Annotated in this window: 24 protein-coding genes and 1 tRNA gene; 15 read left to right on the forward strand and 10 right to left on the reverse strand. The window is 59.7% G+C overall.

What is annotated here, in order from left to right; all coding sequences use genetic code 11:
* Positions 1-279: 279 nt before the first annotated feature.
* The 10 genes from aceA to U5O12_RS01385 all read left to right on the forward strand — a co-directional run bounded on the left by aceA (position 280) and on the right by U5O12_RS01385 (position 9,999).
* Complete coding sequence (gene aceA / locus U5O12_RS01340; RefSeq protein WP_322576898.1) at positions 280-1,611, forward strand: isocitrate lyase; 1,332 nt, start codon at positions 280-282, stop codon at positions 1,609-1,611.
* A 274-nt stretch (positions 1,612-1,885) separates the two neighbouring features.
* The gene (thrS, locus tag U5O12_RS01345; RefSeq protein ID WP_322576899.1) at positions 1,886-3,799 is read left to right on the forward strand and encodes a threonine--tRNA ligase; all 1,914 of its coding nucleotides are present in this window, start codon (positions 1,886-1,888) and stop codon (positions 3,797-3,799) included.
* Between the two features lie 88 nt (positions 3,800-3,887).
* Entirely contained in the window at positions 3,888-4,481 is a 594-nt protein-coding gene (gene infC, locus U5O12_RS01350; RefSeq protein WP_322576982.1) for a translation initiation factor IF-3, read from the forward strand.
* 196 nt (positions 4,482-4,677) lie between these two features.
* Complete coding sequence (gene rpmI, locus U5O12_RS01355; protein WP_094481090.1) at positions 4,678-4,881, forward strand: 50S ribosomal protein L35; 204 nt, start codon at positions 4,678-4,680, stop codon at positions 4,879-4,881.
* A gap of 25 nt (positions 4,882-4,906) precedes the next feature.
* Entirely contained in the window at positions 4,907-5,266 is a 360-nt protein-coding gene (gene rplT / locus U5O12_RS01360) for a 50S ribosomal protein L20 (protein WP_094480549.1), read from the forward strand.
* A 137-nt stretch (positions 5,267-5,403) separates the two neighbouring features.
* On the forward strand, positions 5,404-6,474 hold the full coding sequence (pheS, locus tag U5O12_RS01365; protein WP_322576900.1) for a phenylalanine--tRNA ligase subunit alpha: 1,071 nt from the start codon (positions 5,404-5,406) through the stop codon (positions 6,472-6,474).
* Positions 6,475-6,527: 53 nt separating this feature from the next.
* Positions 6,528-8,963: a phenylalanine--tRNA ligase subunit beta gene (gene pheT / locus U5O12_RS01370; RefSeq protein ID WP_322576901.1), complete on the forward strand. Its 2,436-nt coding sequence runs from the start codon at positions 6,528-6,530 to the stop codon at positions 8,961-8,963.
* A gap of 34 nt (positions 8,964-8,997) precedes the next feature.
* The gene (locus tag U5O12_RS01375) at positions 8,998-9,333 is read left to right on the forward strand and encodes an integration host factor subunit alpha (protein ID WP_105260972.1); all 336 of its coding nucleotides are present in this window, start codon (positions 8,998-9,000) and stop codon (positions 9,331-9,333) included.
* Between the two features lie 102 nt (positions 9,334-9,435).
* Positions 9,436-9,885, forward strand: a complete 450-nt coding sequence (locus U5O12_RS01380) for a MerR family transcriptional regulator (protein ID WP_322576902.1) — start codon at positions 9,436-9,438, stop codon at positions 9,883-9,885.
* A gap of 37 nt (positions 9,886-9,922) precedes the next feature.
* A tRNA-Pro gene (locus tag U5O12_RS01385) sits at positions 9,923-9,999 on the forward strand.
* Positions 10,000-10,094: 95 nt separating this feature from the next.
* On the opposite strand, the gene U5O12_RS01390 is transcribed toward U5O12_RS01385, so the two are convergent.
* Genes U5O12_RS01390 through U5O12_RS01425 form a run of 8 tightly spaced genes read right to left on the reverse strand, consistent with a single transcriptional unit; the run spans position 10,095 to position 15,527 of the window.
* Positions 10,095-10,424, reverse strand: coding sequence for a hypothetical protein (locus U5O12_RS01390; RefSeq protein ID WP_322576903.1), 330 nt, complete (start codon positions 10,422-10,424; stop codon positions 10,095-10,097).
* Positions 10,411-10,989, reverse strand: a complete 579-nt coding sequence (locus tag U5O12_RS01395) for a thymidine kinase (RefSeq protein ID WP_322576904.1) — start codon at positions 10,987-10,989, stop codon at positions 10,411-10,413. Before U5O12_RS01395 ends, U5O12_RS01390 begins: the two co-directional genes overlap by 14 nt.
* Positions 10,990-11,028: 39 nt before the next feature.
* A complete protein-coding gene (locus tag U5O12_RS01400) occupies positions 11,029-11,919 on the reverse strand; it encodes a phosphatase PAP2 family protein (RefSeq protein ID WP_322576905.1) in 891 nt (296 codons plus the stop codon).
* Positions 11,920-11,964: 45 nt separating this feature from the next.
* Entirely contained in the window at positions 11,965-12,546 is a 582-nt protein-coding gene (locus tag U5O12_RS01405; protein ID WP_322576906.1) for a hypothetical protein, read from the reverse strand.
* Positions 12,543-13,958 (reverse strand): exonuclease domain-containing protein, encoded by a 1,416-nt coding sequence (locus U5O12_RS01410; protein WP_322576907.1) that lies wholly within the window; start codon positions 13,956-13,958, stop codon positions 12,543-12,545. The genes U5O12_RS01405 and U5O12_RS01410 overlap by 4 nt, the downstream gene beginning before the upstream one ends.
* Positions 13,959-13,962: 4 nt before the next feature.
* Entirely contained in the window at positions 13,963-14,508 is a 546-nt protein-coding gene (locus tag U5O12_RS01415; RefSeq protein ID WP_322576908.1) for an NUDIX hydrolase, read from the reverse strand.
* A gap of 6 nt (positions 14,509-14,514) precedes the next feature.
* Entirely contained in the window at positions 14,515-15,210 is a 696-nt protein-coding gene (locus U5O12_RS01420; protein ID WP_322576909.1) for a fumarylacetoacetate hydrolase family protein, read from the reverse strand.
* Between the two features lie 14 nt (positions 15,211-15,224).
* Positions 15,225-15,527, reverse strand: coding sequence for an antibiotic biosynthesis monooxygenase (locus tag U5O12_RS01425; RefSeq protein ID WP_322576910.1), 303 nt, complete (start codon positions 15,525-15,527; stop codon positions 15,225-15,227).
* Positions 15,528-15,599: 72 nt separating this feature from the next.
* On the opposite strand from U5O12_RS01425, the gene maiA reads away from it, so the two are divergent.
* Positions 15,600-16,253, forward strand: coding sequence for a maleylacetoacetate isomerase (gene maiA, locus U5O12_RS01430; RefSeq protein ID WP_322576911.1), 654 nt, complete (start codon positions 15,600-15,602; stop codon positions 16,251-16,253).
* Positions 16,250-17,062 carry a peptidoglycan editing factor PgeF gene (gene pgeF, locus U5O12_RS01435; protein ID WP_322576912.1) on the forward strand — a complete coding sequence of 271 codons (813 nt, stop codon included), beginning with the start codon at positions 16,250-16,252 and terminating at the stop codon, positions 17,060-17,062. Before maiA ends, pgeF begins: the two co-directional genes overlap by 4 nt.
* Here the strand turns inward: pgeF and U5O12_RS01440 are convergent.
* Entirely contained in the window at positions 16,994-17,311 is a 318-nt protein-coding gene (locus U5O12_RS01440; RefSeq protein WP_322576913.1) for a hypothetical protein, read from the reverse strand. The genes pgeF and U5O12_RS01440 overlap by 69 nt on opposite strands.
* Before the next feature lie 92 nt (positions 17,312-17,403).
* On the opposite strand from U5O12_RS01440, the gene phaC reads away from it, so the two are divergent.
* The 3 genes from phaC (at position 17,404) to phbB (ending at position 21,177) form a co-directional block, all read left to right on the forward strand.
* Positions 17,404-19,137: a class I poly(R)-hydroxyalkanoic acid synthase gene (gene phaC / locus U5O12_RS01445; RefSeq protein ID WP_322576914.1), complete on the forward strand. Its 1,734-nt coding sequence runs from the start codon at positions 17,404-17,406 to the stop codon at positions 19,135-19,137.
* A gap of 38 nt (positions 19,138-19,175) precedes the next feature.
* Positions 19,176-20,354, forward strand: coding sequence for an acetyl-CoA C-acetyltransferase (locus U5O12_RS01450; RefSeq protein ID WP_322576915.1), 1,179 nt, complete (start codon positions 19,176-19,178; stop codon positions 20,352-20,354).
* A gap of 85 nt (positions 20,355-20,439) precedes the next feature.
* A complete protein-coding gene (gene phbB, locus U5O12_RS01455; protein WP_322576916.1) occupies positions 20,440-21,177 on the forward strand; it encodes an acetoacetyl-CoA reductase in 738 nt (245 codons plus the stop codon).
* 91 nt (positions 21,178-21,268) lie between these two features.
* Here phbB and U5O12_RS01460 read toward each other — a convergent pair whose 3' ends face one another.
* Positions 21,269-22,024, reverse strand: a complete 756-nt coding sequence (locus U5O12_RS01460) for a hypothetical protein (protein ID WP_322576917.1) — start codon at positions 22,022-22,024, stop codon at positions 21,269-21,271.
* Positions 22,025-22,063: the final 39 nt, after the last annotated feature.

Below are 22,063 nucleotides of genomic sequence, written 5' to 3' on the forward strand. Positions count from 1 at the left end.
GCATGCCATCGGGGCTGGCGCATTTCGATATGCGTCAACCCTTTTCTTATTGTGGAATGCTATTCGATTTTGCTGCAGATTTGTATTTCACATACAAGCCAATTGTTTTGTATTGAGAAATCGACATCCTAAGTCATTGATTTGTAATGAATAAATTTATGTCTTATATAAGACATAAGATTAAAAATATGTCTTATATAAGACATAGAATTCATCCATGGGCACCAGAATTGCAAGGCAAACGGTGCGCAGCCAATCAACCAACCTAGGAGTGTTCTCATGACGCAAAACCTCAACTCGCAACTGAGCCGCGAACAACAAATTGCCGCACTGGAAAAAGACTGGGCGACCAACCCCCGTTGGAAGGGCGTGAAGCGCGGTTACAGCGCCGCTGACGTGGTGCGTCTGCGTGGTTCGCTGCCTATCGAGCACACCTTGGCCAAGCGCGGTGCCGAGAAGCTGTGGGAAAAAATCAATGGCGGCGCCAAGAAGGGCTACGTCAATGCTTTCGGCGCTATTTCCGCCGGTCAAGCCATGCAGCAAGCCAAGGCTGGCTTGGAAGCCGTGTACCTGTCGGGCTGGCAGGTCGCCGCTGACGGCAACACCAGCGAAACCATGTACCCCGACCAGTCGCTGTACGCGTACGACTCGGTGCCCACCATGGTGCGCCGTATCAACAACACGTTCAAGCGCGCGGACGAAATCCAGTGGGGCCGTGGCATCAACCCCGGTGACAAGGAATTCATCGACTACTTCTTGCCCATCGTGGCCGACGCTGAAGCTGGGTTTGGCGGCGTGCTGAACGCGTTCGAACTGATGAAGAACATGATCCAAAGTGGCGCTGCTGGTGTTCACTTTGAAGACCAACTGGCTGCCGTGAAGAAGTGCGGTCACATGGGTGGCAAAGTGCTTGTGCCTACCCAAGAAGCCTGCGAAAAGCTGATCTCCGCACGTTTTGCGGCCGACGTGATGGGCGTGTCCACCATCGTGCTGGCCCGTACCGATGCGGAAGCCGCCAACCTGATCACCTCTGACCACGACGCCAATGACAAGCCTTTCTTGACCGGCGAACGCACCCAAGAAGGCTTCTACCGCGTTAAGAATGGTCTGGAGCAAGCCATCAGCCGTGGCGTGGCCTACGCCCCCTACGCTGACCTGGTGTGGTGCGAAACCGGCGTGCCAGACATCGGCTTTGCCCGTGAGTTTGCGCAAGCCGTGCACGCTGCCTGCCCCGGCAAGCTGCTGTCCTACAACTGCTCGCCTTCCTTCAACTGGAAGAAGAACCTCAACGACAAGCAAATCGCTTCGTTCCAGGAAGACCTGTCGGCTCTGGGCTACAAGTACCAGTTCATCACGCTGGCCGGTATCCATATCAACTGGTTCAACACCTTCCAGTTCGCCCACGCCTACGCCAACGGTGAAGGTATGAAGCACTACGTGAACATGGTGCAAGAGCCAGAATTCGCAGCACGCGACAAGGGCTACACCTTCGTGTCGCACCAGCAGGAAGTCGGCGCCGGTTACTTCGACGACGTGACCACCGTGATCCAAGGCGGTTCTTCTTCTGTGAAGGCGCTGACCGGTTCTACTGAAGAAGAGCAGTTCCACTAAGCTGCCTGTTTGCAGCATTGGGCCGGACTTTCGTGAGGGGAGTCCGGCCCTTTTTCTTGGTGCGTTCGCACTGGGGTTAAAATCCCCAGATCAACTTTGTATAAGAGCGAGAAAGGCAGTTTGGTTATGACACCGCGAACTACACCGGCGACATTCATCAGCGAATAAGGCCGTAGTCCGCGCGCCTTGTGCGCAAGCAGCTACCAAATTCATAGTAAAGCGCGGACCGTTCCGCGCTTTTTCTTTTTGCTCCCGACGCTTTGTTAGGCACACCATGATTCAAATTACGCTCCCAGACGGTTCCCAACGTGAATTTCCCGGCCCGGTTACCGTGGCCGAAGTCGCTGCCTCCATTGGGTCTGGCCTGGCCAAAGCTGCGCTGGCCGGTAAAGTGGACGGCAAAGTCGTCGACACCAGCTTCCAGATGACAGCCAATAGCGCGCTGTCCATCATCACCGCCAAGGATGCGGATGGTCTGGAAGTCATTCGCCACTCTACGGCCCACTTGCTGGCCTATGCCGTCAAGGAGCTATTTCCGGACGCGCAGGTGACCATCGGTCCCGTCATCGAGCACGGGTTTTTCTACGATTTTTCGTACAAACGCCCGTTCACCCCGGAAGACTTGGCCGCCATCGAGAAGAAGATGACGCAGCTGGCCGCGCTGGACGAACCCGTGGTGCGCCGCGTGTTGCCGCGTGACGAAGCGGTAGCCTATTTCAAGAGCTTGGGCGAACACTACAAAGCCGAGATCATCGGCAGCATCCCGAGCAACGAAGATGTGTCACTCTACCGCGAAGGTAAGTTTGAAGACTTGTGCCGTGGCCCGCACGTACCCAGCACCGGCAAGCTCAAGCACTTCAAGCTCATGAAGGTGGCCGGTGCTTACTGGCGCGGTGATCACAAAAACGAGATGCTACAGCGCATCTACGGCACGGCTTGGGCCACCAAGGATGAGTTGCAGCAGCATTTGACGATGCTGGAAGAGGCCGAGAAGCGCGACCACCGCAAGTTGGGGCGAGAGTTGGATTTGTTCCACATCGACGAGCACTCGCCCGGCACTGTGTTTTGGCACCCCAAGGGCTGGACGCTGTGGCAGGGTGTGGAGCAGTACATGCGCAAGGTCTACCAGGACAACGGCTACCTGGAGGTCAAGGGCCCGCAGATCATTGATAAGAGCCTGTGGGAAAAGACGGGCCACTGGGACAAGTACCGCGAGAACATGTTCATCACAGAGTCAGAAAAGCGCGACTACGCCCTGAAGCCGATGAACTGCCCCGGTCACATCCTGATTTACAAACATGGCATCAAGAGCTACCGCGACCTGCCGCTGCGCTTTGGTGAGTTCGGCGCCTGCCATCGCAACGAGCCGTCGGGTGGCCTGCACGGCATCATGCGCGTGCGTGCCTTCACCCAGGACGATGGCCACATCTTCTGTACCGAGGACCAGATCCAGTCCGAGGTGGTTGCGTTCACCACATTGCTGCAAAAGGTCTACAAGGACTTTGGCTTCACCAACATCATCTACAAACTGTCGACGCGCCCCGAAAAGCGTATCGGTAGCGAAGAGAGCTGGGATCGTGCAGAGAATGCGCTGGCTGAAGGTTTGCGCGCCTCCGGTTGCGATTTTGAGTACTTGCCCGGCGAAGGTGCGTTCTACGGCCCCAAGATCGAATACACGCTCAAAGATGCGCTGGGTCGTCCTTGGCAGTGTGGAACCATCCAGGTGGACCCCAACTTGCCTGAGCGTTTGGATGCTGAATTCGTGGGAGAAGATGGCGCGCGCCACCGCCCCATCATGCTGCACCGCGCCATCGTCGGTAGCTTGGAGCGCTTTATTGGAATCTTGATCGAAGAGAGTGCCGGCGCCTTGCCTGCCTGGTTGGCGCCAGTGCAGGTCGCGGTGCTCAATATCACCGATGCGCAGGCTGAATACTGCCGTTCCGTGGCCAAAACGCTGCAAAATCAAGGGCTTAGGGTCAATTTAGACCTGCGCAATGAGAAAATAACCTATAAAATACGGGAGCATTCGATGCAAAAGCTGCCGTATTTGGTCGTCATAGGCGACAAAGAGATGGCAGCAGGCGCCGTCGCAGTGCGCGCCCGGGGTGGTCAAGACCTCGGTGCAATGTCTCTTGATGCCTTTGTACAAAGAATCACGAGCGACATTGCCAACAAATCAGTGGCTTGAGGTTGTACCCAAGAAACCCCGGTTTGACGGCGTGTACTGTGCGGCAATCGCTACTGTTTGTGTAGCAAAAATTGTGAAGGATTGAGCCATCGCTACTGAATTTCGTGACCGCCGTCAGCGTGAAGAACGCAAACACCGTCTTAACCGGGAAATCATGGCCCCAGAGGTTCGCCTTTCTGGCCCAGAGAACGAACCCCTCGGTGTCGTGAGCCTGATGGAAGCCCTGCGCATGGCAGGTGAGCTGGACGTTGATTTGGTTGAAATTGCGGCCACCGCCAACCCGCCCGTGTGCCGGTTGATGGACTACGGCAAGTTCAAATACCAGGAACAGAAAAAAGCGGCGGAAGCGAAAGCCAAGCAGACGGTCATTGAGATCAAAGAGATCAAGTTCCGTCCGGGTACTGATGACGGCGACTACAACATCAAGATGCGCAACATTCGGCGCTTCTTGGCCGATGGCGACAAGTGCAAGATCACTTTGCGTTTTCGGGGCCGCGAAATCACGCACCAGGAAATTGGCTTGGCGATGTTGCAGCGCATGCGAGACGAACTGGGTGACACCATCCTCGTAGAGCAGTTCCCGAAATTGGAAGGTCGCCAGATGATCATGATGATTGCACCGGGCCGTAAAAAGCCAGGCGGCCAAGCCAAACCAGCGGCGGATACGCCCGCGGCGGCTTAAAAGGATTCTTCCTGTCAGTACGGTCACTGGCAGGAATGAAGCGGCAGATCGCAAGGTCTGCTGCAAGTGGAGTGCCGAAAGGCGCCACTTTAAAAGTGGTGGGTTTAACAACTCGCCACACAAGTGGCTCGGGGCCAACAAGGCTGGAAGTCTTTTTCCAGACGCCTCACGAGCACAATTGAAAAGGAGCATGAACATGCCCAAAATGAAGACCAAGAGCGCGGCGAAGAAACGCTTCCGCGTCCGTCCAGGTGGCACCGTCAAGCGGGGTCAAGCCTTCAAACGTCACATCTTGACCAAGAAGACCACCAAAAATAAACGCCACTTGCGCGGCTCTACTGGAGTCCATGAGACCAATATGGGTCACATGGCACAGATGCTGCCCGGTCGTGGTATTTAATTAACGACGAACAAGGAGTAATCTCATGCCTCGCGTCAAACGTGGTGTAACGGCTCGCGCCCGCCATAAAAAAGTTCTGGCCCTTGCAAAAGGTTTCCGTGGTCGCCGCGGTAATGTCTTCCGGATTGCCAAACAGGCAGTCATGAAGGCTGGGCAATATGCCTACCGTGACCGTCGTACCAAGAAGCGTGTCTTCCGTCAGTTGTGGATCGCGCGTATCAACGCAGCGGCCCGCCAATGCGGTCTGACATACAGCCAGTTTGCCAATGGTCTGAAGAAAGCGAACATTGAGATCGACCGTAAGGTTCTGTCCGATATCGCGATCCATGACATGGCTGCTTTTGCTGGCATCGTGGAGCAAGTGAAAGCCAAACTGGCTGCTTGAGTTCGCGGCGGAGTGCTACTGATTTTGTAGCGTTCTGCGCACCAGAAACAAGGGCTAGCGCTTGAAAAAGCACTAGCCCTTTTTCTTGAAGTGGCCCAGCGCCATTTCCAACGACATCCAAAGTCACACAAGAATTTATGACCGAGTTGAACGCCATCGTTGACACCGCCAAAGCCGCTTTCGCGCAGGCCGTGACGCCCGCCGATCTGGAAAATGCCAAGGCCCTGTTTCTGGGCAAGTCCGGCCGTATGACCGAGCTGATGAAGGGCATGGCGGCCCTGAGTGTCGAAGAGAAGAAATCAACCGGTGCAGCCATTAACGTGGCCAAGCAGGCCATTGAAGCCGCGCTGACCGAGCGTCGCCAGGCGCTGGCTGATGCCGAACTGCAAACGCAGCTGCAGGCGGAGGCGCTGGACGTGACTCTGCCAGGCCGCCAGCGCGGGCAGGGCGGCTTGCACCCTGTATCGCTGACGTTGGAGCGCATTGAAGCCATCTTTGGATCGATGGGCTTTGAAGTGGCCCAAGGCCCTGAAATCGAAACCGACTGGTTCAACTTCACCGCGCTCAACACGCCGGAAGACCATCCAGCGCGTTCCATGCACGACACCTTTTATGTAGAAGGCGGCTCGGAAACTGCGCCCAATTTGTTGCGCACCCACACCAGCCCCATGCAGATCCGCTATGCGGTGCAGCATGTCAAAACGCATCGCGCTGCGGCCGGTGCCGCCTCTGATGGACTCTTCTCCGGCGACATGCCCGAAATCCGTGTCATCGCTCCCGGCCGCACCTACCGCGTGGACAGCGACGCCACGCATTCGCCCATGTTCCACCAGTGCGAAGGCCTGTGGGTGGGTGAGAACGTGAGCTTCAAAGACCTGAAGTTCGTATTCACCGATTTTTGCCGTACCTTTTTTGAGTCGGATGATTTGGTGCTGCGCTTTCGCCCCAGTTTCTTCCCGTTCACTGAGCCCAGCGCCGAGATCGACATCCAGTTCCAGGCAGGCCCCTTGGCGGGCCGTTGGCTGGAAGTGGCCGGCTCCGGCCAGGTGCACCCCAATGTGATCCGCAACATGGGCCTGGACCCTGAGAAGTACATCGGTTTTGCCTTTGGCATGGGCCCCGACCGCCTGACCATGCTTCGCTATGGCGTGAATGATTTGCGCCTGTTCTTTGACGGGGATATTCGTTTCTTGTCGCAGTTCCAGTAAGCCTACAAGTACGCCTCATCCGTTCACCGCCCCCATTTCTCGCCCGATCGACCATGCAATTTTCCGAATCCTGGCTGCGCACTTTCTGCAACCCTTCCATCTCCACCGCCGAGCTGGCCGAAACGCTCACCATGGCAGGCCTGGAAGTGGAAGAACTCAAGCCTGTGGCCCCGCCGTTCACCAAAATCGTGGTCGGTGAGATCAGGGAAGCCGAGCAGCACCCCAATGCCGACCGCCTGCGTGTCTGCAAGGTCGATGTGGGACAGCCCGAGCTGCTAAGCATCGTCTGTGGCGCGCCGAATGCCCGCGTAGGCATTCGCATTCCCTGCGCCTTGGTGGGTGCCGAGTTGCCGCCCGGTGAAGACGGCAAACCCTTCTTGATCAAAGTGGGCAAGCTGCGTGGCGTGGAAAGCCAGGGCATGCTGTGCTCAGCCCGCGAGCTGAAGCTCTCTGAAGACCACGGCGGTCTGCTGGAGCTGCCGCTGGATGCCCCGTTGGGCCAAGACATCCGCCAGTACCTAGACCTGGACGATACGCTGTTCACCCTCAAGCTCACGCCCAATTTGGCACACAACCTGAGCGTTTTTGGCGTCGCCCGCGAAGTGGCGGCGCTGACCGGCGCGCCGCTGATCACCGCGCCCATCGCGCCCGTGGCCGTGACCAACCAGGACAAGGTGGCAGTCAAGATCAGCGCGCCTGATTTGTGTGGCCGTTTCTCCGGTCGCGTGGTGCGCAACGTCAACACCAAGGCCAAGACACCCCAGTGGATGGTTGACCGCCTGGCCCGTTGCGGTCAGCGCAGCGTGACGCCGCTGGTAGACATTTCCAACTACGTGATGTTCGAACTCGGCCGTCCGTCCCACATCTTCGATTTGGACAAGATCCATGGTGGCCTGGATGTGCGCTGGGGCAAGCCGGGCGAACAGCTCAAGCTGCTCAACGGGAACACCGTCACGGTGGACGATAAGGTGGGCGTGATTGCGGACGATACCCAGGTAGAGTCTCTGGCCGGCTTCATGGGCGGTGACGCCACTGCCGTGTCGGACGACACCAGGAATATCTATGTCGAAGCCGCTTTTTGGTGGCCCAAGTCGATTGCTGGCCGCTCGCGCCGCTTCAACTTCTCTACCGATGCAGGTCATCGCTTTGAGCGCGGTGTGGACCCGGCACTCACCGTGGAGCACATCGAACGCATCACCCAGTTGATCATCGACATCTGCGGCACGCCGTCCACCACTTGTGGCCCCGTGGATGACCAGAAGTCAAACGTGCCGACTCTGGCGCCAGTTACTTTGCGTGTTGCACGTGCCGTCAAGGTTATTGGCATGCCGCTGACGCAGGCCCAGTGCGTGGACGCCCTGAAGCGTCTCGGCTTGCCTGTGACGGAGGGCGAGGGCACGGTCACTGTCACGCCGCCGTCTTACCGTTTCGACCTGCAGATCGAAGAAGACCTGATTGAAGAAGTAGCGCGTATGGTGGGCTACAACAACCTGCCGCACACACCGCCGCTGGCGCCCATCACGGCCAAGATTCGCGCAGAAGCCGAGCGCAGTCCTTTTTCCGTGCGCCGTGCGCTGGCCGCCCTGGGTTACCAAGAAACCATCAATTTCAGCTTTGTGGAAGAGCGCTGGGAGCATGAGCTGGCCGGCAACCCCAACCCCATCAAGCTGCTGAACCCGATTGCCAGCCAGATGAGCGTGATGCGTTCCTCACTGATTGGCTCGCTGCTGCAGGTGCTGCGCTTCAATGCTGCCCGTAAGGCGCCACGGGTACGCGTGTTCGAGCTGGGCCGCGTGTTCCTGCGCGATGCTTCGGTCAAAAGCACCGACAGCACCGTAGAAGGATTTGACCAGCCGATGCGCGTCGCGGGTTTGGTGAGTGGCAGCGCCGATGCCTTGCAGTGGGGCCGCAAAGAGCAGGGCGTTGATTTCTTCGATGTCAAGGGCGATGTGGAAGCCTTGCTGGCTCCTTTGAAAGCCGAATTTGCACCCGGCACCCATCCCGCCATGCACCCAGGCCGTTGCGCTCAGGTGCTGCTGGATGGCAAGGTGATTGGCCATGTGGGTGAATTGCACCCCAAGTGGCGCCAGTCGTATGAACTTGCGACTGCTCCTGTGGTGTTTGAACTGGCACTGGATGCAGTATTGGCCCGCCCTGTTCCCGAGTTCAAGCCGGTGGCCAAGTTCCAAGCTGTACAGCGTGACATCGCGGTGGTGGTCGATGACAACATCACCCACGCCGCCATGATGGCTGCCGTGTGGGCGGCACCTACAGCGGGGCTGCTGCGTGATGCACAACTGTTTGATGTGTACCGGCCCAAATTGGCGAAAGACGCAGTCGCATCAGACGGTGCCACTGACCGCAGTTTGGCCGTACGCCTGACGTTGAATAGTGATGAATCTACGCTGACCGAAGAACAGATTGATGCGTCGGTGAAAGCCGTGGTGGACCAATTGGTCGCGGCCGTCGGTGCCCGCCAGCGCGTCTAACCTGACCCATCCACGAGACAAGGTTCTAGCCACCATGGATTTTTCTGTTGAAAGCCTGGAGACGCCCGCGCTGACGAAAGCCCAGCTGGCCGACATGCTGTTCGAGCAAATCGGGCTGAACAAGCGCGAGTCCAAGGACATGATCGACGCGTTTTTCGACCTGATTGCGGCGAGCCTGGTGGATGGCACCGATGTGAAAATCTCTGGCTTTGGCAACTTTCAGATCCGCACCAAAGCACCACGACCCGGTCGTAACCCGCGCACTGGGGAGGCGATTCCTATCCAGGCGCGCCGTGTGGTGACCTTTCACGCCAGCCACAAACTCAAAGAGCAAATCCAGGACGAAGGCAAAACGGCCAGCGCCGTTTAGCAACACCTGTGAGCCATTTGGCAGTTCGCTGCCAAATGGTCTTTGCATGCAGGCAAAACTTAGAGTAACCTCTGCGCTTTGTCTCGTACAGCATTGATTTCAATGGAGAAAACGCTCCCTCCCATTCCCGCCAAACGCTATTTCACCATCGGTGAGGTGGGAGATTTGTGCGGCGTCAAACCTCACGTGCTACGGTATTGGGAGCAGGAGTTCACGCAGCTGCGGCCCATGAAGCGCCGTGGCAACCGCCGCTACTACCAGCACCACGAGGTGTTGATGATCCGTCGGATCCGTGATTTGTTGTACGACCAAGGCTTCACCATCAGCGGAGCGCGCAACAAAATGCAAGAGCTCTTGCAAACCGAGCGCGACAAGAAGCGCAATGGCGAGGTCATGCTGGACGGATTGGAAGTGGTTGAAGTCGACGACATGGACTTGGACGACTTTGAAGACAGCCAATTGGCTGATGCACCTGATTTGCCTGCGATGGAGTTGGTACAACTCAAGCGCGAATTGTTTGAGATTCGCGAACTTCTTGCCGAAGCGGCCTGAAAGCGCCAAAAACAGAGGTTATAATTTGAGGCTCGATCGGTGTGTGGCGCAGCCTGGTAGCGCACTTGCATGGGGTGCAAGGGGTCGAAGGTTCGAATCCTTTCACACCGACCATTAGATATGTCAAAAGCCTTCAAGCAGTAATGCTTGGAGGCTTTTTTCATGGAAGAGTTTCGGACGATTATTTGCCACCCATGCTCGAGGCCCGCTTAGACCAAAGCGATGGCTGTGACGAACAAGGCCTTGACGCTTAGCCAGGTCAACAACACCAACAGCCACGTTTTCCATCGAACCCGCGCACCGTTCAGTGTGTTTTCTGCGAGGGTGAACACCGTGGCGGCGACCAGTCCAAATGCGATACCCAAAGCCAACCGAACGGAGAGGCGTTGCCACAGCCCGTCCAGGCCGTCGTCCACCGGCTGAAAGACGCTGACCACCACACCAAATACCAGCCAGCGCACAAGATAGCCCCACCACCGGGTCCAGAGCCCCGCGCCAACTTGTGGCCAAGGGGGAGGGGACAGGTCAGATTTTTCCATCGCTTGGCTCCTGGTAGAAGCAGCGCGCGCAGGCCTGCTGGTAGCGCTCATTCCCGCCAATTTCCACCTGTTCGCCCTCGCGCACCCGCTTGCCTTCGGCATCGACGCGGATGTTCATGGTGGCTTTGCGGCCACAGGCGCAAATAGTCTTGATCTCTTCAATGTCGTCTGCGAGTGTCAGAAGGTAAGCGGCCCCAGGGAATGGGTTGCCTTGAAAGTCGGAGCGCAGACCAAAACAAATGGTGGGTATGTCCACAGTATGGGCAATTTGGTGCAACTGGCGTACCTGCGTGGGAGTCAAAAATTGCGATTCATCGATCAGCACACAGGCCAGTTGCGTGTGTGGGCTTAGCAGCGCCCAAAAGTCGGTGTGGGCATCAAACACGCTGGCCTGGCGTTGAATGCCCAGGCGTGACGCGATGCTGCCGTGGCCGCTACGGTCATCAATGCCCGCGGTGAAGAGCTGCACAGTCTGTCCTTGCTCTTCGTAGTTGTAGGCAATTTGTAGCAGTGACGTGGATTTGCCGGCATTCATTGCCGAGTAGCGGAAAAACAGTTTGGCCATGGTGCGCGGGGGAGCGGTGCAGGAAGTGATTGGTGGATATCAGGGATGGGGGGGTGTTTTGCGGCCGGACGAGAGTCGCACGGACCGCAACACCCAAGGAACACACAGGGCCACAAACGCCCCGCTGACCACTCCCTTGGTCGCCGCCCACAGCGAGGGCTCCCACTGCAACTGCAGCCCCAGGGTTTTGAGCAGTTTTTGCTCACCCCAAAACAGCACTGCCCCCAGCAGGGCCGCAGTGATGGTGCGTGTGGGGCCGCTGGGTGCTGCAAACTGCGTGTGCCCCCGGTCCCAGTGCAAGCATGCAGTAGCCACAGCCAGCCAGGTTGCCAGCATGGGCACGTAATCTGGCGGCTGACCGCCCGGCCAAGTGAACAGCGCCAAGACCGTGACACCCCCAATGGCTGCCAGCTGCAAAGGCAATGAGCGCTGCAGCGGGCTGGGTTGGCGCTGCGCCCATGCAAACACCAGCAGGCTGGCGCCACCCAGCAAGGCACCCGCCAGCACATCTTCCAGGTCATGCACGCCCAGGTACATGCGGCTGAACATCACGCCCAGCGCAATGGCGCTGCATAGCCACCAGACCCAGGTTCTCCGCACTTCCCACGCCAGCCACATCCACAAGGCCACGGCCATTTGGGCGTGGCCACTGGGCAGGCCGTAGCTCGCACCCACCAGGTCGTCCAAGCGAATTTCCAGCGGCGGGCGCGGGTCCTGAAACAGGTCTTTCGCATAGGCGTTGAGCAGGGCGTTGCTGGCCACAACTACCAGCAGGCGAAAGAAACGCTCCTTGTTCCACACCCAGTAGCCAATCGACATGAAGAACATCAGAAAGGTGGCATAGCCGAGCCAGGAAAAAGCCATGGCCAGCTGCGTGCCTGTGGCCGACCGCAGCGGTAGCACCCATTGAAGGTCATGCAGAATGTTCATTTTTTGCTCCTGTTTTTATAGCTGTTCGCGCAGTATCCATGGGTTCTAAAGACCTTTTTTATCCTCAAACAAGGCGACCGCGTTGTTGGCAACCTGCAAGGTGTCGTAGTAGGCATAGGCGCCCACGCTGACTGCGCCCAGCAGCGGCACAAAACGCGAAGCGCCTTTGCGCAGCGCAGCGCCAGCCAGTGCGACACCCAGCTTCTGTGCCAGCACCTGAAGTACTTTTTGTGTGGTGGGTCGCACCACCACGCGTTCACCCATGCGTACGGCCAGGTCGCGAAACAGCTGGGCTGAGATTTGTTTGAACAGGCAGTAGAGCAGATGCTCGCGCCGCAGGCGGTGGTGCTGGCCGTAGACGGCGGCGATGTCGGCCACCATTTGGGCCTGCAGCTTCCACACACCCACCATTTCTGGCAGCACGGTCACCCAGCCCAGTACCCCTGGCGGTAGCGATAGCGAGCCAGCCAGCAGGCTGGCACGGCGTGCCGCTGTGCGGGCAATGGCGTGGGCCCGAACGGCGGGTTGCGTTTGCGCCGCTTCGTCGCTGGGTGGTACCCGCACCACCAGATCCACAATGGCATTCGTCAGCTGAGCACGCAGGGGCTCGGAGGCGGCTTGGGTCATGGCTGCACCTGTGGCAAGTGGAATACCGCACGTTCACGCCCCAAAGGGGGCGCCAACCGTTTCACCAAAAGGCGGTAGGTGTCCAGATCGAAAGCCAGCACCTGCTGGCGGCTCTGCTGCACATCGGCCAAACCGTCGTCATCGTGCACGGTGGCGATGTGGCACCAGCGGTCAAACACATGGATGTCGGTGCGCCCGGTCGGTGCGTGGTGCTCACGCACGCCCACGCGCCCTGGGTGCGGCCAAGCCTGCAGGCGATGCTGTGCCATGGCCATTTCCAGGCGCACGCGGTGCAGGGCGACAGGCTCGTGGCCCGCACACACGCCTTTGCATTTACCAATTTGGTGGGAAAAACAGGCGCCCTTGCCCGACTCCAGCCCGAGCGCCTGGGGGCACAGCTGGTGGGTTTCGACCAGCAAACGGAGGGCGTCCATGGCTTGCCGTTTGGAGCGGTACACGCCGTAAAGCTGCCCCATGGCCGCGGCGTCCACCTCGTCCATGCGCACCAGTTGCACCAACGGGCGTGCGTTGGGGTTGTCGTGCAGCATCCAGGCGCTGAGTTGGCGCTCTTTGCGCAACTGGCGGTTGTGCAGAGGTTGCAACTCTTTGACCAAGCGCGACTCCAGCAACAGCGCACCCAATTCACCGGCAGTCTCGCGCCATTCCACCCGGCGGATTTCTTGCAGGATGCGCATCTCGCGTGCGACTTTGCAAGCACTCTGGAAATGCGACAACACGCGGGTGCGCATGTTTACGCTTTTACCCACGTAGAGCGGAATGCTGCCTTCGCCGTAGAACAAGTACACCCCAGGGGTATCGGGAATGTCCTCCATCGGAGTTTCCAGCAGAGGCGGCAAGCTGGCGCTGCCTTGCAATAAGGCCTTGGCCTCGCGCTGCAGCACCTCAGCGCCCAGCTCGGCTTGGGCCAGCTGCAGCCATTGCAAGACCACGTCCACATCGCCCATGGCGCGGTGGCGGGCCTGGGTGTGCAGGCCGTGGCGCTGCATGATGGCATCCAGCCCATGCCCCTTGTGCTGCGGGTACAGCTTGCGCGACAGGCGCACGGTGCAGAGTGTCTTGATATTGAGCGGCTTCTCCAGCCGGGCCAGCTCGTTCACCACAAACCCGTGGTCAAACCGTACGTTGTGGGCCACGAACACCGCGCCGTCCAATAGCTCCAGCAACCGGGGCGCCACCTGGGCAAAGGTGGGTGCGTCTTCCACCATGTCGTTGGTGATGCCGGTGAGGCTCTGGATGAACGAAGGGATGGAGACCTCAGGGTTCACCAATGTGCTCCAGCGCGCCACCTCCACGCCATTCTCCACCCGCACCGCGGCAATTTCGGTGATGCGGTCATGTACCGCGCTGCCCCCGGTCGTCTCCAGGTCCAACATGACAAAACAGGGCAGCATGGGGCTAGACAATGTCTATGGTGTGGATGCCGTACTGGCCGCTGCGTCGGTCGGCAAAGTAGTGCTCCAGCGTTTCTTTGACGGTGCGAAAGGCAATTTCGTCCCAAGGAATTTCGTCCTCGGTAAACAGTCGCGCCTCAATGGTCTCGGTGCCGGGGTTGAATTGGTCGCTGGTCAGGCGGGCTCGGTAAAACAGGTGCACTTGGCCTACACGCGCCACGTTCAGCAGGGTGAACAGGCCTTCCAGCTCAAACTGGGCGCCGGCCTCTTCATCGGTTTCCCGCGCCGCACCTTCGGCTGTAGTCTCGTTGAGCTCCATAAACCCAGCGGGCAGCGTCCATTTGCCAAAACGTGGCTCGATATTGCGTTTGCACAGCAGTACTTGGTCGCCCCAGTGCGGCACGGTGCCCACTACATTTAGTGGGTTCTCGTAGTGGATGGTGCCGCAGGCCGGGCAGACGGCACGTTCCTTGGTGTCACCGTCATCGGGCACGCGGTAGACCACGGCGGTGCCGCATTGTTTGCAATGGCGAATGGGGGCGCGCAGCATGGGCAATCAGACCAACTGCACGCGCAGGGGCTGCAGGCCCTCCACGCGGGCCAGCAACACGTCACCATGCACCACGGCGCCCACACCTTCGGGGGTGCCAGTGAAGATCAGGTCGCCGGGTTGCAGCGTCCAGGCGGCGGACAGTTGCTCGATGGTCTCGGCAATGTTCCAGATCAGCTTGGCGATGTTGCTGCGCTGGCGGTCCTGGCCATTCACCTGCAGCGCAATGGTCGCGCTATGGATGGCCGGCACCTGGCCCGCGGGGGTGATGGGGCCAATGGGCGCGGAGAAGTCAAAGCCTTTGCCGATGCACCAAGGGCGGCCTTGTTTCTTCATCTCGTTTTGCAGGTCGCGGCGCGTCATGTCCAGGCCCACGGCATAGCCGTAAATGTGCCGGTGGGCGTCGGCCGCGGCAATGTGGGCGCCACCTTTGCCAATGGCCACCACCAGCTCCACCTCGTGGTGCAGGTTGCTGGTCAGCGTGGGGTAGGGCATGTCCACGGTCTGGCCGGCTTCGGCCACCAGCGCGGCGTCGGCCGGCTTCATGAAGAAGAAGGGTGCCTCGCGGCCGGTGTGGCCCATTTCCTTGGCGTGCTCTTCGTAGTTGCGACCCACGCAGTACATGCGGTGGATAGGAAAGCGGGCCGATTCACCCACCACGGGGATGGAGGGAATGGCGGGGGGCGTGACTACAAAGCTCATGGCGCGTAACTCCCTCAGGCCGACTTCACCACCAGGTCAAAGTGCTCTACCACGGGTGGGCTCGCAAAGAAGGGGCCCACAATGGCGCGCCACTGCGGGAACAGCGGGCCCTCGCGGAAACCCACGGTGTGGTCTTCCAGCGTGGCCCAGAAGATTTGCAGGATGTAACGCTCGGGGCTCTCTAGCCCCCGGTTCACCTTGTAACCCTGGAAGCCCTTGGCCTGGGAGATGACGTCGCGCAGGCCGCGGGCAATGGCTTCGTCAAAGGCGGCGTTCTGGCCGGGGTGGATACGGATGTCGGCAAGTTCCAGAATCATGGGGGCTCCAGGCGTGGGAATGTCAGTGGGAGGGTCTCCAATGGTAACGGCTTCGGGTTTATCCTCGCGGGCATGAAGCTGTACAACTACTGCCGATCATCCGCCTCGTTCCGGGTGCGTATCGCGCTGAACCTCAAAGGGCTGCCGTTTGACTACCTGCCCGTGCACCTGGTGCGTGGCGAGCAGTTGCAGGAGGGGCACCGCGCATTGTCAGCCGACGGCCTGGTGCCCGTGCTGGAGGTGGACGGCCACACACTGACCCAGTCCATGGCCATCATCGAATATTTGGACGAAACCCGCCCCGCGCCGCCGCTGCTGCCGGCCAGCGCGCTGGGCCGAGCCCAGGTGCGGGCACTGGCGCAAACCATTGCGTGCGAGATCCACCCGCTCAACAACCTGCGCGTGCTTAAGTACCTTAGCCATACGCTGCAATGCACGGAGGAGGAAAAGAACACCTGGTACCGCCACTGGGTGCGCCAGGGGCTGCTCGCGTTTGAGCGCCAGTTGTACCGGCTGGAGGCCTCGGGGCTGCGCTCCAGCGCCTTTTGTTACGGCGACTTGCCCACCTTGGCCGACTGCCTGCTGGTGCCACAAATTTTCAACGCCCGGCGTTTTGACACCGATCTGGATGGCTTGCCGCTGACGATGGCGGCGTTTGACGCCTGTATGGCGCTGCCCGCGTTTGACACGGCCCAGCCCAGCCGCTGCCCGGACTTCACCCCATGAATGACAAAAACCTACACCAACCCCCAGACTGGCTGGTGCCCAACTGGCCCGCCCCCGCCCAGGTGAAAGCCCTGTGCACCACGCGCAGCGGCGGCCAATCCCGCCTGCCCTACGACCTGCTGAACCTGGGCACCCATGTGGGCGACGAACTTGAGGCTGTGCTGGCCAACCGTGCGCTGCTCCAGCACGCGCTGGGTGTGCGCCCCGTGTTTCTGGAGCAGGTGCATGGCACGCAGGTGCAGACGCTGGCGCCCGATACATCCGATGGCACCCTGGCCGACGCCTGCTTGGCCACCCAGCCCGGCGTAGCCTGCACCATCATGGTGGCGGACTGTCTGCCCATTCTGCTGTGCGACGCCAGTGGCACCTGGGTCGCTGCCGCCCACGCGGGGTGGCGCGGCTTGGCCGGGCAGGGCGGCGTCGGCGTGGTGGAGACTACGCTGGCCGCCATTCATGAGGGAAATCGGGCTTTGGGGCCCGTGGATAGTGCACAAGCAGCTCCTGAAATCATAGCATGGCTGGGCCCTTGCATAGGCCCCACGGCGTTTGAGGTGGGGGATGACGTGCGCCAAGCGTTTGCAGAGAACATGCCCGCCGCAGGGGATTGTTTTGTGCCGGCCAGTCCCGGCAAATGGTGGGCCAACCTGCCTGCTCTGGCGCGACAACGCCTGCAGGCTGCGGGCATCACGGCGGTTTATGGCAATGACGGCAGCACGCCATGGTGCACCGTCAGCAATCCGTCACGGTTCTTTTCCCACCGGCGTGACCGGGTCAGCGGGCGCCTGGCTGCCTGCATCTGGCTGGGCTGAGTCCTTGGGGTCGGAAGCCGCAGCGGCAGCATGGGCCGCAATGGCTGCTTCGCGTTCTGCCATTTCCTTTGCCCGGATTTTGCGTTTGCGCCCGGGTGTGCCCATGAAATAGAGCATCAAGGCGATGGGCAGCAGTCCATACAAGACAAAGGTGACGATGGCGCCCAGCACGGTGCCATTGGAGTTGGTGGCTTCGGCCACACTCATCATGAGGGCTACATAGAGCCATGCGATGGGAATGATGTACATAGGGTTTCTCTTGGTGTAAGTCAGGATAACGCAGGTCTCGGACTGCCATACTTGGGCGTTAGACTAGACACACTAATATCCAAGGTGATGGCGTGACCCAACCCAATTCCGACTTTTTGGCCCAGGCAACGCAACAATTTCAGCAGGCTTTCACCCAGAGCTGGTCCAAAGCCCTCGAATCCTTTCAGGGCATGGACCTGGGATCGGCCGGGGCGGGTTTCCCCGCCATGGCGGAGAAACCACCCGAAATCCACTTCGCTCCCGAAAAACTGCAGGCTTTGCAGCAGCAGTACCTGCAAGAGGCCATGGGCCTGTTCAGCCAGGGCTTGAACCACCCCACCCAAACCCCGGCCAGCAACGACCGCCGCTTTGCCGCGCCCGCTTGGGGTGACAACCCCATGGCCGCCTATGCCGCCGCGGTGTACCTGCTCAACGCCCGCACCCTCATGGGTCTTGCCGAGGCCGTCGACGCAGACGCCAAGACCAAGAGCCGCATCCGGTTTGCGGTAGAGCAGTGGATGGCCGCTGCCGCGCCGAGCAACTTTTTGGCTTTCAACGCCGAGGCACAGAAAAAAGCCATCGAGACCAAGGGTGAGAGCATTGCCAAGGGCCTGAAAAACTTGGTGCATGACCTCCAGCAGGGCCATGTGTCCATGACAGATGAAAGCCTGTTCGAGGTCGGGAAAAATGTGGCCACCACCGAAGGCGCTGTGGTGTTCGAGAACGAGCTGTTCCAGCTCATCGAATACAAGCCGCTGACGGCCAAGGTCTACCAGAAGCCGTTTTTGCTAGTGCCGCCCTGTATCAACAAGTTCTATATCCTGGACTTGCAGCCCGAAAATTCATTGATCCGTTACGCAGTGGAGCAGGGTCACCGCACGTTCGTGGTGAGCTGGCGTAACCCTGATGCCACGCTAGCGAACAAAACTTGGGATGACTACATCGAAGGTGCTGTCATCAAGGCTATTGGTGTAGCCCAGGACATCAGCGGCTCGCCGACCATCAACGCTCTGGGCTTTTGTGTGGGCGGCACCATGCTGGGTACCGCGCTGGGCGTGCTCGCTGCGCGTGGTGAAAAGCCGGTGGACAGCGCCACCTTCCTCACCACCTTCCTCGACTTCTCGGATACCGGCATCCTCGATGTGTTCATTGACGAGGCCATGGTCAAGTACCGTGAAGGCGAGCTGGGCAAGGGCGGCCTGATGAAGGGCCAGGACCTGGCCAGCACCTTCAGCTTCTTGCGCCCTAACGACCTGGTGTGGAACTACGTGGTGGGCAACTACCTCAAGGGTGAGACTCCGCCCCCGTTTGATTTGCTGTACTGGAACAGCGACAGCACCAACCTGCCTGGTCCGTATTACGCCTGGTACTTGCGCAACACCTACCTCGAAAACAATCTCATCAAGCCCGGCAAGCTCACCGTCTGCGGTGAGAAGCTGGACCTGCGTGCCGTAGACATTCCGGTCTACATCTACGGCTCGCGGGAAGACCACATCGTGCCCATCGGTGGCGCGTACGCCTCCACGCAAATCCTGCCCGGCAAAAAGCGCTTTGTGCAGGGCGCATCGGGTCACATTGCGGGTGTCATCAATCCGCCTGCCAAAAACAAACGCAGCCATTGGATACGCGCCGACGGCAAGTTGCCCAAGACGCACGCACAGTGGCTGGAGGGTGCCACCGAACACCCCGGCAGCTGGTGGACCGATTGGTCGCAGTGGCTCAAAGGCCATGCTGGCAAGCAAATTGCTGCACCCAAGAGTTATGGCAAAGGGAAGTACAAAGCCATAGAGGCGGCTCCTGGTCGTTATGTCCAAGCCAAGGCTTGAGGTTTTTTGATTTACTAAGAGAGAGAAGGAGACACCTGATGGAAGATATCGTCATCGTTGCTGCAGCCCGTACTGCAGTTGGAAAATTTGGCGGCTCTTTGGCCAAAACCCCTGCCACCGAGCTGGGCAGCATCGTCATCAAGAGCCTGTTGGAGCGCAGCGGCTTGCCCGTGGATGCCGTGGGTGAAGTGATCCTGGGCCAGGTGCTGGCCGCAGGCGTGGGCCAGAACCCCGCGCGCCAGGCGGGCATCAAGTCCGGCCTTGCCAAAGAGACACCTGCCCTGACCATCAACGCCGTGTGCGGCTCCGGCCTCAAGGCCGTGATGCTGGCCGCCCAAGCCGTGGCTTGGGGCGATAGCGAAATTGTGATTGCCGGTGGCCAGGAAAACATGAGTGCATCGCCCCACGTGCTGCTGGGCAGCCGTGACGGCCAGCGCATGGGCGACTGGAAGATGGCAGACACCATGATCACCGACGGTCTCTGGGACGTCTACAACCAGTACCACATGGGCATCACCGCCGAGAACGTGGCCAAGGCCCAGGGCATCACCCGCGAACAGCAGGACGCGCTGGCGCTGGGCAGCCAGCAAAAGGCCGCTGCTGCACAAGAGGCTGGCAAGTTCAAGGCCGAGATTGCTGCGGTCACCATTCCCCAGCGCAAGGGCGACCCGGTCGTGTTTGACACCGACGAATTCATCAACAAAAAAACCAATGCCGAAGCGCTGGCGGGCCTGCGCCCCGCGTTTGACAAGGCCGGCAGCGTGACGGCGGGCAATGCGTCGGGCCTGAACGACGGCGCTGCCGGTGTGATGGTGATGACGGCCAAGAAGGCCGCCGCCTTGGGCCTGACACCCCTGGCCCGCATTGCAAGCTTTGGCACCACGGGTCTGGACCCTGCCCTGATGGGCCTGGGCCCCGTGTCCGCCACCCAGCGCGCCCTGGCGCGTGCCGGCTGGAAGGCACAGGATGTGGATCTGTTTGAACTCAACGAAGCGTTTGCAGCGCAAGCCTGTGCAGTAAACAAGCTGCTGGATATTGACCCCGCCAAGGTGAACGTGAACGGCGGCGCCATCGCCATCGGCCACCCCATTGGTGCGTCCGGTGCCCGCATCTTGGTGACGCTGCTGCACGAAATGCAACGCAGCGGGGCCAAGAAGGGCGTGGCTTCCTTGTGTATTGGCGGCGGCATGGGAGTTGCGCTCGCGGTTGAGCGATAGGCATGAAATGGACTGCTGGCGCTCATGGAATATGCGTCAGCAGCTCCTTGTTTGATAGCAAATTAACTTAAAAAGAGGATACACAATGAGCCAAAAAGTAGCGTACGTCACCGGTGGCATGGGTGGCATCGGTACCGCCATCTGCCAACGCTTGCACAAGGATGGGTTCAAGGTGATTGCCGGCTGCGGCCCTACGCGTGACCACGCCAAATGGCTGGCCGAACAAAAAGCGCTGGGCTACACCTTCTTCGCCTCGGTGGGCAATGTGGGCGACTGGGACTCCACAGTGGAGGCCTTTGGCAAGACCAAGGCTGAGCACGGAACCATTGACGTGCTGGTGAACAACGCCGGCATTACCCGCGACCGCATGTTCCTGAAGATGAGCCGCGAAGACTGGGATGCGGTGATCGAAACCAACCTGAACTCCATGTTCAACGTCACCAAACAAGTGGTGGCTGACATGGTGGAAAAGGGTTGGGGTCGCATCATCAACATCTCATCGGTCAACGGTGAGAAGGGGCAGGCTGGCCAGACCAACTACTCGGCCGCCAAGGCCGGCATGCACGGCTTCTCCATGGCGCTGGCACAAGAGTTGGCCACCAAAGGCGTCACCGTGAACACGGTGAGCCCGGGCTACATCGGCACCGACATGGTGAAGGCGATCCGTGAAGATGTGCTGGCAAAGATTGTGGCCACCGTGCCGGTCAAGCGTTTGGGCGAACCCTCCGAGATCGCGTCCATCATTGCCTGGCTGGCGTCTGACGAGGGTGGGTATGCCACGGGTGCAGACTTCTCCGTCAACGGTGGTTTGCATATGGGCTGATGATTCCCTGATTCCCTGGCGCTGGCTGGGGACGTGCCAAAAGGCCCGCTCTGTGCGGGCCTTTTGCATGGCGCGGTGATCCGTGTGACGCTCAGGGCAGCGACAACGTGAGGTTGTAAATGCTGGTCAGGTGGGGACCCAAAACTATACGGTCGTCCACAGGTGGAAGGTAAGACAAACTGACCGCGAGTGGTGCAATCATGGGCGGTGTGGTCGGGCCCAGCACGACGTGGCGCGGCAGAAGCCAACGCTGCAGGGTGTCGTGTTCCAGTTTCAATTCTTCACTGACAAGAACGACTCGCTTCGGCGTCAATCGCGCCACTTCCAACTGGTATCGCCCCGCAAGGCGTCCTTCAAGGGCCACCTGCAGCTGCCAATCGCCCTGCATTTGCTCAGTCGCTGTGACATTGCGGACAGTAAACGCCCCTTTCACGGCAGCGGCATGGCGCGCCGCAGATGCTTGCTGCTCGGCACGGTCACTTTGTACTTGCGCAACCTGGCGTTCACATTGGGCGGGTGAGACGCCACTGCCGTCGCCGAACAAGGTTTTGCGTTCTTCGACCCGGGTGCACCAACTGGCATTGCCTGTGCGCCGAGCCAGCTCCTGGTAACACGCTGATCGGTAGTAATAGGTGCGCCCCCCAAAGGGCAGGGCCATCCAAGCGCCATCGGTGAGTCCGCTGACATGGCTACGGGAAGACATACGCGCACACGCAGCTTCGAGCTCGGAAGTGCTGTATCGGTCGAGGTTTTGGGCCAGGTCGGCATCGCTGGCTGCCAGTGCAGGCGCGATCCACAGCGCGTACAGCAGGCACCACACAGGGCTGGGCGTGAAGCGTGGTGACATGGGAACCCCTCTGGACGTGGGCCTGTGTTTGCGGCCCGT

It is taken from the genome of Rhodoferax sp., assembly GCF_034519335.1.
Classification (GTDB): Bacteria; Pseudomonadota; Gammaproteobacteria; order Burkholderiales; family Burkholderiaceae_C; genus Allorhodoferax.

Bases quoted from the DNA above. Each gene is read 5' to 3' on its own strand.
- pgeF (WP_322576912.1), top strand. From the start codon at position 16,250: ATGAATGACAAAAACCTACACCAACCCCCAGACTGGCTGGTGCCCAAC.
- maiA (WP_322576911.1), top strand. From the start codon at position 15,600: ATGAAGCTGTACAACTACTGCCGATCATCCGCCTCGTTCCGGGTGCGT.
- pheT (WP_322576901.1), top strand. From the start codon at position 6,528: ATGCAATTTTCCGAATCCTGGCTGCGCACTTTCTGCAACCCTTCCATC.
- U5O12_RS01390 (WP_322576903.1), bottom strand. From the start codon at position 10,424: ATGGAAAAATCTGACCTGTCCCCTCCCCCTTGGCCACAAGTTGGCGCG.
- thrS (WP_322576899.1), top strand. From the start codon at position 1,886: ATGATTCAAATTACGCTCCCAGACGGTTCCCAACGTGAATTTCCCGGC.
- aceA (WP_322576898.1), top strand. From the start codon at position 280: ATGACGCAAAACCTCAACTCGCAACTGAGCCGCGAACAACAAATTGCC.
- U5O12_RS01450 (WP_322576915.1), top strand. From the start codon at position 19,176: ATGGAAGATATCGTCATCGTTGCTGCAGCCCGTACTGCAGTTGGAAAA.
- U5O12_RS01405 (WP_322576906.1), bottom strand. From the start codon at position 12,546: ATGACCCAAGCCGCCTCCGAGCCCCTGCGTGCTCAGCTGACGAATGCC.
- rpmI (WP_094481090.1), top strand. From the start codon at position 4,678: ATGCCCAAAATGAAGACCAAGAGCGCGGCGAAGAAACGCTTCCGCGTC.
- U5O12_RS01440 (WP_322576913.1), bottom strand. From the start codon at position 17,311: ATGTACATCATTCCCATCGCATGGCTCTATGTAGCCCTCATGATGAGT.
- rplT (WP_094480549.1), top strand. From the start codon at position 4,907: ATGCCTCGCGTCAAACGTGGTGTAACGGCTCGCGCCCGCCATAAAAAA.
- U5O12_RS01460 (WP_322576917.1), bottom strand. From the start codon at position 22,024: ATGTCACCACGCTTCACGCCCAGCCCTGTGTGGTGCCTGCTGTACGCG.
- U5O12_RS01380 (WP_322576902.1), top strand. From the start codon at position 9,436: ATGGAGAAAACGCTCCCTCCCATTCCCGCCAAACGCTATTTCACCATC.
- phbB (WP_322576916.1), top strand. From the start codon at position 20,440: ATGAGCCAAAAAGTAGCGTACGTCACCGGTGGCATGGGTGGCATCGGT.
- U5O12_RS01375 (WP_105260972.1), top strand. From the start codon at position 8,998: ATGGATTTTTCTGTTGAAAGCCTGGAGACGCCCGCGCTGACGAAAGCC.
- U5O12_RS01415 (WP_322576908.1), bottom strand. From the start codon at position 14,508: ATGCTGCGCGCCCCCATTCGCCATTGCAAACAATGCGGCACCGCCGTG.
- U5O12_RS01425 (WP_322576910.1), bottom strand. From the start codon at position 15,527: ATGATTCTGGAACTTGCCGACATCCGTATCCACCCCGGCCAGAACGCC.
- U5O12_RS01410 (WP_322576907.1), bottom strand. From the start codon at position 13,958: ATGCTGCCCTGTTTTGTCATGTTGGACCTGGAGACGACCGGGGGCAGC.
- U5O12_RS01400 (WP_322576905.1), bottom strand. From the start codon at position 11,919: ATGAACATTCTGCATGACCTTCAATGGGTGCTACCGCTGCGGTCGGCC.
- U5O12_RS01420 (WP_322576909.1), bottom strand. From the start codon at position 15,210: ATGAGCTTTGTAGTCACGCCCCCCGCCATTCCCTCCATCCCCGTGGTG.
- pheS (WP_322576900.1), top strand. From the start codon at position 5,404: ATGACCGAGTTGAACGCCATCGTTGACACCGCCAAAGCCGCTTTCGCG.
- U5O12_RS01395 (WP_322576904.1), bottom strand. From the start codon at position 10,989: ATGGCCAAACTGTTTTTCCGCTACTCGGCAATGAATGCCGGCAAATCC.